General features: G+C 52.5%; 6 protein-coding genes. All 6 read right to left on the bottom strand.

Annotated elements, in window-relative coordinates:
- Window positions 1-145: 145 nt before the first annotated feature.
- A complete protein-coding gene (locus tag H0247_RS17880) occupies window positions 146-1,408 on the bottom strand; it encodes an MFS transporter (RefSeq protein ID WP_180743750.1) in 1,263 nt (420 codons plus the stop codon).
- Window positions 1,409-1,666: 258 nt separating this feature from the next.
- Window positions 1,667-4,798, bottom strand: coding sequence for a beta-galactosidase (locus H0247_RS17875; RefSeq protein ID WP_180743749.1), 3,132 nt, complete (start codon window positions 4,796-4,798; stop codon window positions 1,667-1,669).
- A gap of 295 nt (window positions 4,799-5,093) precedes the next feature.
- Complete coding sequence (locus H0247_RS17870) at window positions 5,094-6,170, bottom strand: LacI family DNA-binding transcriptional regulator (protein WP_180743748.1); 1,077 nt, start codon at window positions 6,168-6,170, stop codon at window positions 5,094-5,096.
- A 202-nt stretch (window positions 6,171-6,372) separates the two neighbouring features.
- A complete protein-coding gene (gene fbpC, locus H0247_RS17865; RefSeq protein ID WP_180743747.1) occupies window positions 6,373-7,431 on the bottom strand; it encodes a ferric ABC transporter ATP-binding protein in 1,059 nt (352 codons plus the stop codon).
- A gap of 5 nt (window positions 7,432-7,436) precedes the next feature.
- On the bottom strand, window positions 7,437-9,515 hold the full coding sequence (locus tag H0247_RS17860; protein WP_180743746.1) for an iron ABC transporter permease: 2,079 nt from the start codon (window positions 9,513-9,515) through the stop codon (window positions 7,437-7,439).
- A gap of 197 nt (window positions 9,516-9,712) precedes the next feature.
- Window positions 9,713-10,747 (bottom strand): ABC transporter substrate-binding protein, encoded by a 1,035-nt coding sequence (locus H0247_RS17855; protein WP_180743745.1) that lies wholly within the window; start codon window positions 10,745-10,747, stop codon window positions 9,713-9,715.
- Window positions 10,748-10,758: the final 11 nt, after the last annotated feature.

Raw genomic sequence — 10,758 nt, 5'->3', positions numbered from 1 at the left:
GGAATCGTGTGAACGGGGCGAATAATAACGACGTGTGCCGTGCATGTCAAAGGCGTAAACCACAAAATCGTACTGTTCGGTGAGAGAATGTGCAATCTGCCGATATTTTTGGCAAATACCGGCATTTTATTGCGTCCTGTCATCGCTAGAGGGTATTCAGCGGCGCTTTCTGTTTATCGGAAAACGCATACAGCGGCCCTTTTCCTGACAGCGTAAAGAGGGATATCGCGGTAAAGGAAAGGGCAATGCCGCCTAAAATCAGGTAAGTGCCATGAAAACCGATGCTGTCATACATATTGCCAGCAAAGATCGACATGAAAATAATCGATACCTGTTTAAAGAAGCAGAAGCACACCAGATAAATCGTTGCGGAAAAGCGGACTTCAAAGACCGTAGTAATGTATTTGAAGCACCCAACAATCAGGAACGGGGCTTCAAACATGTGCAGCGTTTTCAACACAATCACTTCCAGCACGGAACTGGCAAAAGCCGAACCAATAATGCGCACGGACATAATCGTCCCAGCGATTAACAGGGCGTTTTTACCGCCGATACGGTTCACAATCAGCGGTGCGAAAAACATGATGGTGGCATTGAGCAATTCACCCAGCGTGGTGACGTAACCAAATACTCGCGTTCCTTCTTGTCGTGTCTCGAAAAACGAGGTGAAGAAGTTGGCAAACTGCTGATCGAACACATCATAGGTGCACGACACGCCGACGACATAGAGCGTCAGGAACCATATTTTGCGTTCTTTTAGCAGTTCGGCTGCCATTTTTAGGTTGAACGGTTTCTGGTTGGAGCCTACCTGATCGGCAACGAGAGCGCTGGAGGAGGCCTCTGGTTTTGCCAGCAGCAACAGGATGGCGAGGATGACGGCACAACCTGAACCCAGCCAGAAAACAAACTGGTTATTGATGGTAAACATAATACCGACGATAGACGCACAGAGCGCCCAGCCGAGACAGCCAAACAGACGCGCACGGCCAAATTCAAACTGGCTACGGCGGCTGACTTTCTCGATATAGGCCTCAATAGCCGGTGCACCGCCGTTGTTAATGAACCCCAGGTACATCCCGCCGACGATAGAACCTAACACGATATTGTATTTTAGTAATGGGCCGAAAACATAAATGAAGAACGGGGCAAAAAACACCAGCATTATGGTAATAATCCATAGCAGGTGTTTTCTCAATCCTAATTTATCGGATAGCAAACCAAATATCGGTTGGAATAGCAGAGCGAAAAAAGAAATACAGGCGAAAATAATTCCCGTATCGCTTTTACTTATTTGGTTAATATCATGCAGCCAAATAGGGAAGAAGGGGAAGTAAGCCCCCATGATGAAGAAATAGAAAAAGAAAAACAGGCCGAATATCCAGAAATTCCTATTATGTAGGTAGTACATGTTGCTTTCTCCGATATGTATAATATCCGCAACGTTTATTTTGACGTCGGATAGATACTTGCTGGATATAAACAGGGTGGAAAGAGGCGGTATACCCGTCATACTTCAAGCCGCAGGTGTGTTGGCTACGCTCAGTTACCCGAATCACTTACTTGAGTAAGCTCATCGGGATACCTTCTCTTGCCGCCTGCCTGCAACTTGAATTATTTAGGGTAGATACCGCGCTCTTTCGTCGTTTTTTAATACTGCTTTTTCATATCAATAGGGCTGGTGGTGGTGCATGGCGACGCGATAGTGATAATGTGTCGCCGTGAGTAAATCATCGCGATGAACGCTAGGGCTCCAGGAGTCATCGCCGCCAATTCCCATGTGGAAACCATCCAGATTGAGCCAAACGCCTTTTTCCTTTTCTAATAAGTGGTGGTGAGTGCACGTCATTAATTGTGTTAGCCCATAGCGGCTTAACCCAAAGTGGAAGTTTCCGGTAATGGTCCATTTGCCATACGTCAGCGTACGCGTATTGCAGCGCAGCCCGTTTTCCGTTGGGAAAATGTAAGGCGTGTGCAGGTCATCCAACGGCAGATTCCAGTGCCCATGCTGTGCCGCGAGCTGTCGGTCTGGGTAATTTTCATGAGGCCCAAGCCCGACCCAACTGACCTGAGGCGCGATGTCGGCTAACTGGCAACTCAAGCCCACTCTGGCCAGTGACGGCAGCGTCGTGGCGACATCAACATCGACATCCACTGTCATCACGCCATGTGCATCAATCTGCCAGCGCTTTTTACTCCGCAGCAGAATCTGTCCGGCATGGCGGAATACGTGCTCGGTGACAATGTGCACAGCGTCGGCGAGTTGGTCAGCCTGAATGGCGACACACTGCGTCTGTAATTGATAAAGTCCGACCGATTTCCAGCGTTCGGCCCAGGCGCGAGGGTCGATGCGATCCACCTCGCTGATACCGATATCGTTATCCAGCGGTGCCCGAACAAACTGATCCTGCAAAGGGGTTAACAGCGTTGGGGCATCCGCCGTCCACCACTGTTCCAGCCAGCCGCTCTGGCGGTTAAAGCGCCAATGCTGTTCGCTCTGGATGATGTCAAAGTACACATCGGACGATCGCAGAACGGGTGGTTTCTTCTGTCCAGAACTCGGTGCCTCGGGAAGATGAAGCGGTACAGGAAGTTTCCACTGATCCCAGGCACAACGGTGATTAGCTTCTGACCAGGCGGTGGCTTTAGGCTGTACAACTTCAACGTTGAGCCAAAGTTCTCTCGCGCGATCGACTGTGGGAAGGGCTTCCAGCAACGTCAGTGTCTGGGTAGCCTGCGGCGCTAGCGTCAGCGGCAGTGAACCTTCTGCGAGCGTCTTACCATTCAGCGTAATACACCAGTTCAACTGCTCATTGTCCATATGGCGAAACAGGTATTCGCTGGTGACGCGCAGCTCACCCGGTGACTCAGCCTGCCAGGCGAATTGAATGTGCTGCTGTGCTCGCTGAGCTTCATAGAGGCTGGGATGTGGTGTGCGATCGGGAAAAAGTAGGCCATCCAGACAGAACTGGCGATCGTTAGGTGTGTCGCCAAAATCTCCACCGTACGCCCAGTAGGTATTGCCTTGTTCGTCACGTCGGGTCAGCGCCTGATCGACCCAGTCCCAGATGAATCCGCCCTGCAACCGAGGGTATTGACGGAATGCCTGCCAGTAACGGGCGAATCCCCCCAGACTGTTACCCATCGCGTGTGCATACTCGCAGAGGATGAGGGGGCGATGCTCGTCTGGCATGCTGACCCATTTGGTGATCGACCATTTGGGAACGCTGGGGAAGGGCTGATCTTCATCAACGCGAGCGTACATGGGGCACACTATATCGGTCGCACGACTGTTCGCGCCGCCGCCTTCGTAATGTACAGGGCGAGTCGGATCGTGGCGTTTGATCCACTGATAGAGCGCGTCATGGTTTGCGCCGTAGCCGGATTCGTTCCCCAATGACCAGATAATGACGCAGGGATGATTGCGGTCGCGCTGTACCATTCTTGATACGCGTTCGCTGTAGGCTGGTAGCCAGACAGGATCGTCAGACAGTCGGTTCATCGGCTGCATGCCGTGTGTCTCAATGTTCGCTTCATCCACAACATATAAGCCGTAGCGATCGCACAGTCGATACCACAGCGGATGGTTGGGATAATGTGAGCAGCGTACGGCGTTAAAATTATGCTGCTTCATCAGCATAATATCGCGCCGCATTGTGTCCTCATCCATGACCTGACCGTGCTGTGGATGATGCTCGTGACGGTTAACCCCGCGGATCAGCAGCGGTTGACCGTTCAGCAGCAGCAGGCCGCTACGGATTTCCACTTTTCTGAAACCGATATCATAGGCTTCCGCTTCGACTAGCTCGCCTTCTGCCGTTTCCAGTGCGATAACCGCGCGGTATAGATTCGGCAGTTCGGCGCTCCACAGATCGGGCTGTGGCACGTCGATGCTGAGAAAAGACTTGTCATGATAGGCTCCGCGTTCATCGACAATATCGCTGCCGAACGCCTGTCGTGTGTCGCCGATGAGTTTATTACCACGCCAAAGCTGTGCACGGACGCGGTGGCTTTTGGATTCAACGTCGGTGAGGGTTGCCCTAGCTTGAATCTCCAGCGTGCCGTGGCGGAAATCGGCGCTGAGCGGCGTAGTGAGCTGGATATCGCTGAGGTGAACCGTCGGTTTATGCAGAAGTGTGACATCGCGGAAAATACCGCTCATACGCCACATATCCTGATCTTCCAGATAGCTGCCATCAGACCAGCGTAACACCATGACGGCCAGCCGATTCTCTCCGGTTGTCAGATAGTGGCCGATATCAAACTCCGCAGGCAGGCGGCTATCCTGCGAATAGCCTACCCAGTGACCGTTACACCAGAGATAAAACGCGGAGTTAACACCATCAAAGATAATCCGGGTTTGCCCGTTGCTGATCCAGTCATGATTGACCTTAAAAGTGAGCGAGTAACAACCGGTGGGATTGTCTTTTGGCACATAAGGGGGATTGACGGGGATCGGGTATTTTACGTTGGTATAAATTGGAGCGTCATAGCCCTGTAACTGCCAGTTTGAAGGAACTGGAATGGTAGCGGAATCAGGCAAATCCTGTCGTAACCAGCTTTCCGGAACGGCTTCCGGCTGAGTGAAATAGCTAAACGTCCATTCGCCATTCAGGCGACGCAGCCGCTGAGAAGGTTCATCCTGCTGTGCGGCAGCGACGCTGCGCCAGCTGTTAAACGGCGGATGCGCGGGGAGCCGCTGATAGTGAGTACAGGCTGGGTTTTCCCAATCGCGTCGGGCAAGGATGTCTTGCAGTGTGACGCGATGGCGTACTGGATGCGGTAAAACGGTATCGCTCATGATGGCTTGGCTCCTGAACGTCTTGAGTCTTTCACTGTGATGGATTTCTTGAATTGTTATCCGCTCACAATTTTGTGTTACTCATAACATATCGACTCATCAAGGCGAGTAAAGTGGAACGTGACAATAAAGTGGAAGCGATCACAAAGATCGTTTGTAAGAACAATGAGAGAACATCGAATTTGGAAAGCACGACGCAATAAATCAACGAAGAGGTATAAATAACTTATTGTTTATCATCTTATTTTGTTAATGTTTGGCATCGGCAGTGAATAGGGGGCTATTGTGTAAAGGATTACAGCATTTGGAGCTGGCGTGTAATGTCCAACAAGTTTTTGGTGAGTTCTTGCAGGGAGGCATGTGTTGATGAATGCACCGCGGTGCTATGGCGTACGATCAGTTCGGTGGGTAACAGCAGTGACGTACTCTGAGTAGGATCGCGTAGCGTGGCGAGCAAACGAGTGACGCCTTCTTTACCTAATAGCCTGAAATCCTGGCGAATGGTTGTCAGTGGTGGGGTGTAATACGCGCTGTCCTGAGTATCGTCAAAGCCGATGACTGACATCTGTTCCGGCACACGAAGGCCATATTCGTGCAGTGCGCGCAGAACGCCAAGCGCCATTTGATCGTTCGCTACAACAATGGCGGAGACGCGCTGAGATTGCCCCAGCAGGGCCAGCGTCTGGTGGTAACCGGAAGCAGCGCTCCAGTCGCCATGCAGCACTGAAGCAGGCGAGAGCTGCTGTTTTTCTAACTCGGCTAGCCAGCCTTCATAGCGCAGGCAGGCTGAAATCGAGGTCATTGGTCCCGTCAATAGGGCGATATGCTGGTGCCCCAGTTGCAAGAGATGGGCGATAGCCAAACGTGCGCCGTGATCGGGGTCGAACATGACGTTCAGTATGTCGGTATGCGGATCGGCATCCATGAACAGGACGGGCGTATCGGCACAAGTCTGGCTAATGTGGGCGACGTCATCCGATGAGAGCGGGACATTCACGATAACCCCGCTGACCCGCTGAGAAAGCAGGTCGTTAACGGCGTTATTGCAGGTGTTGACATCCGGGCTGCTCAGCATGGACATCACAATGTTAATACCTAACTGACTGGCAGTGCTCTTAATCGCCGCAGCAATTTGTGAAGGTGCGTGCAGCGAAAGATCGGTGGTGACCAGCCCCAGAGTGGTGATGGTTTTCCCTGCCAGTTGCTGGGCGACGCGATTAGGTGTGTAGTTAAGTGCCGCCATCGCCTGTTCCACTTTACTGCGAGTACGGGATGACACATGAGGTGCTTGGTTCAGCACGCGGGAAACCGTCTGATAGGAAACCCCAGCGTACTCGGCGACATCGTGTAAGGTTATGGGTTTCTGTTTCATTGCGGCTATTCCGTGCGTGATTCTATGCGTAAAAGAGCATCATCATAACAAATCGCACAGGGAATCCGTAATCGGTGTATGTATTCCGGCGCAATCGAAGTCGGCCGAAGAGAAACTGACGTTTGTAGGCGTTCTTAGATGTTTGTAAAAAGTAAAACTGGGAGCAAGCGCTCCCAGTTTGTGGTGGATAACTATCCGATATTTACTGCTCGGACAACACAAACATGCCGTAAGGGTGGATTTGCAGATAGTAGTTGTCACCCGGATTCGGCTGAAGCTGGGTTGCGTTAACCTGCAACAGCATTGACTGTCCGTGCCAGTCCACCTGCACTTCGTACTGCGGCCCCATGTAGGCGACCTGCGTGATGGTGCAACGCTGGCTTTCGTCACCCTGATGGCTGAGCGTAATGGCTTCTGGGCGAATACCGACAGTCGATTCGCTTAAGCCGGCGGCAAAGCCCTGCGGACGCGGAATGAGATAGCCGTAGATGTTCACGCTGTCTACCGTGAAGGTGGCAGGGAAAATGTTGGCATCTCCCATAAAGCTGGCCATGAAGCGGGAAGCCGGCTGGCGATAAAGTTCCTGCGGCGCACCCAACTGCATGATTTTGCCTTTGTTCATCACGAGAACCATGTCGGATACCGCGAAGGCTTCGCTCTGATCGTGCGTAACATACAACGAGGTGATGTTGAACTGCTGCTGAAGCTCACGGATTTTCTCACGCATGCTGCGGCGCAGGTTAGCATCAAGGTTACTCAGTGGCTCATCGAACAGCAGGACTTTAGGTTTGAGGATCAGCGCACGCGCCAAAGCGACACGCTGCTGCTGTCCGCCGGAAATCTGGTCGACGTAGCGATCTTCAAACCCTGCCAGGTCGACCAGCGCCAGCGCTTCTTTTACGCGTTGATTGATTTCCGCTTTCGGGCGACCGAGCATTTTCAGCCCGTAGCCAATGTTTTCCCCCAGCGACATGTGCGGGAAGAGGGCGTAAGACTGGAACACCATGCAGATATCGCGCTGCTGAATTGAGCGCTCGGTGACGTCTTCGCCATCGATGAAAATCTGGCCTTCTGTCGGTTTTTCCAAACCGGCAACCGCCCGAAGTACCGTCGTTTTACCGCAGCCAGAGGGCCCTAACAGCGTGACCATCTTTCCCTGTGGGATCGCCAGATTCAAGTCATCAATGACGGTGTTGTTGCCGAAGCGTTTAGTGATGTGCTTCAGTTCGACAAAGCTTTTTTCAGTATTCAAGGTAATCACTCCGCTTAGGCATTATTCTTGGCTTTCGTGCGGGAAATCCGCGCTTCACCGACCAGATAATCGAACAGGAAAATAATGGCCAGCATGACCACAATCAGGATGGAACCGTAGGCAATCGCCATACCGTATTCACCGTCTTCCACGCGGTTAAGAATGTAAGATGTGGCGACGCGAGTATCCGGTGTAACTAAGAAGATAATGGCGCTGACGGTGGTAATCGCACGTACGAAACTGTAAATCAGTGCAGACAAAATGGCCGGACGCAGCAGCGGTAGCAGAATATAAAACACCGTGCGCATCGAACCCGCACGCAGGCTGAGTGATGCTTCGTCCAGTGATTTATCCAACTGCCCCAGTCCGGCAATACCCGCACGGATACCAACCGGCACGTTACGCATCACCATCGACATGATGACGATCACTGCGGTTCCCGTTAAGTAAACCGGCGCGCTGTTAAAGGCCAGGATGTAAGACACACCGGCAACCGTACCCGGTACCGCAAAGCACAGCATGGTGGTGAACTCGATAGCCTTCTTGCCGTAGAACTGCTGGCGCACCACGATGTAGGCGATAAGTAGTCCGAACAGTGCCGTAATCGGTGCGGCGATACCCGCGAACAACAGCGTATCCAGCAGGGAAGGCCAGGCGCCGTCGCTAAAGCCTTGCCCGAACAGCTTGCTGAAATTTGCCAGCGTCAGGGTGTAATCCACGCCCCAGTTAACGGTAAAGCTGCCGTAGAAAATGCTGCCGTATAGCAAGACGTTAAAGGCAATCCAGACATAGAGCAGGATGCTGACGATCCACACCAACGAAACGGGTAGCGGCTGCACATCACCCCGAGAGGATTTACCCGAAATCGTCACGTAGGAGCGTTTACCGATCCACAGATATTGCACGCAGAACACGGCCAGTGAGAACACCAGCAGGACAACGCCGAGCGTACTGGCTGACTGGTAATCCAGTTGGGCCCCGGTGATGTAGAAGTAAATCTGGGTGGCGAGTACGTCGAAGTTACCGCCCAGCACCAGTGGGTTACTGAAGTCGGCCAGCGACTGGACGATCACGATCAGGAACGAGTTGGCGAGCGCCGGTTTCAGCAAGGGTAGGAAAACCCGCTGAAAGGTTTGATAACGGTTAGCACGCAGGGTGTACGACGCTTCTTCCAGCGACGGATGAATCGTCTTCATCGCGCCTTCCAGAATCATAAATGACATTGGTGTGAAGGCGAGTACCTGCGCCAGCCAGATGCCGGTAAAACCATACAGCCAGTTGGTGTTCGTCAGCCCGAACCAATCCACCATCAGCTCGGTCATGTAACCGGAGCGGCCCATCATCAGCGTCACGCCTAATCCGACAACAAATGGTGGCGTAACGATAGGCAGTATGGAGAAAATACGGCCGATAATCGCGGAGCGGCGGGCGATGCGCGAGGTGTAGATCGCTAGCACCATACCGAAGAAAGTACAGCCGATACCGACAGCAACCGACAGCAGGAATGAGTTCCAGATCACCCGTAAAATGTGTGTCTGACCCAGAATCTGCATAAATGCCAGCGGTGCGAATTCGCCGCTGTCGTTGGTGAACATCGGGATGAAGATGGCGATGCTGGGGTAAAGAATAAACACGCCAATCAGCGCGATGATGCTGATGAGCGAGCCGATGACGAAGCGATCGCCACCCAGCCAGTCCAGCCTAGAGAGCGCCAGCGTAATAATCGCACTCAGCGCGACAAATAGTGCGATCGTGCCATAGCCCATTCCGCGCCCTTCAACCGTGGCACTGATGACCACGAAAAGCGCACAGAACAACGCATAAGCTGCATCAAAACGGTGGCGGCCACGCTGTTCCCGACCGGGCGTAAACAGCGGACGCGCCAGCAACCCTAATGGGAGCAGGAACCACAGCAGGCTGATATTCAGGTTTGACCAGCTGTAGGCTGCCAGCAGTTCATCGCGTGAGGCATCCAGCAGGCCGTAATCCAGGCTCCACGCTGGCAGCAGCAAGAAGGTTGCTGCAATCAGCGCCAGCCACAGGAAAATGGGATCCCGCTTAGGCGTCGGTGAAAGCGTTTGTGTGTGTGACATAAGGTTCCCTGGTGCTTTATAGCGTTGTTTTATAAGATTGAATCGTCACAGGTATTAGGTGGTGAATAATATTGAGTAATGGTTAATTAGCGATGCTGAAAACACGGCGTTAAGCGAAATGCGAGCAAGCCTCGCCGCCGTGTTCCCATTATTTTTCAATCAATAGAAGTCAATGAATCAAAGGCAATGAATCGAGATTATTGGCCCATTTTGACTTCGTTAACCCACTTGGAAATCAGCTCTTTACGCACGTCTGCCGCGCCGTATTTGTCCATGTCGTAGTTGATCAGTTTCAGATCCTGCAATTTCAGCGACAGTGGGGACGCTTCTGCAGTGGTGTTGGTCAGAATCTGGTAGGACTGGCCTTTCTTCCAGGAGAGTTCCTGTGCTTCTTTTGACAGCGCCCAGTCAACGAACAGCTTGGCGTTATCCATATTGCGCGCGCCTTTCAGGATGCTGACGCCGCCAATTTCATAGCCGGTGCCTTCACACGGAGAGATCAGCGTCAGTGGCGCGCCTTTCTCTTTTTCCAGCGAGTAGTCATGCAGGAAGCCGATGCCGATAGCAGTTTCGCCACGTGCGGCGTTACGTGCTGGGGCAATACCGGATTTGGTGTACTGCGACACGTTGGTATTCAGTTTTTTCAGGTAATCAAAGGCCTGATCCTGACCCCACAGCTGGGAGAAGGTCGCCAGTGCGGTATAAGCCGTACCGGAACTTTGTGGGTCGGCAATCTGGATTTCGCCTTTGTAGATTGGGTTGGTCAGATCTTTCCAGCATTGTGGAACCGGCAGATTTTTCTCTTTCAGGCGATCGGTGTTGACGCCGAAGCCGAGGATGCCGACGTAAACGGCAGACGAGTAGTTGCCTTTACGTTTCGCGGGATCGCGGAACTGCGGCATGATCTGATCAAGGTTTTTAGACTGATAGGGTTCCAGCAGATCCATCTCGCCCGCTTGAGATTGCGGATCCAGTGTGCCGCCGTACCAGACGTCAGCCTGAGGGTTTTTCTTCTCTGCATCGACTTTCGCCAGTGTGCTGCCAGAACCGTTGCGGATAAAGGAGGTTTTAACATTGTGTTTCTCACCGAAGGCCTTGGCTTCTTCTTCGCAGAAGGTGTTGGTGGCGCTACAGTAAATGACCAGGCGTCCTTCCGCCCGAGCGGTAGTGGTGGTAACAGCAGCAACGGTCAGTCCAGCGGCGATGAGGGTAGTTAAGGTACTCAGTTTCATGATGTTTTCCT

Origin of the sequence: Pectobacterium sp. CFBP8739, from assembly GCF_013449375.1 — a bacterium.
Taxonomy (GTDB): Bacteria; Pseudomonadota; Gammaproteobacteria; order Enterobacterales; family Enterobacteriaceae; genus Pectobacterium.
The sequence above is the reverse complement of the archived record's forward strand: the minus strand, read 5'-3'. Positions and strand labels throughout refer to the sequence as shown.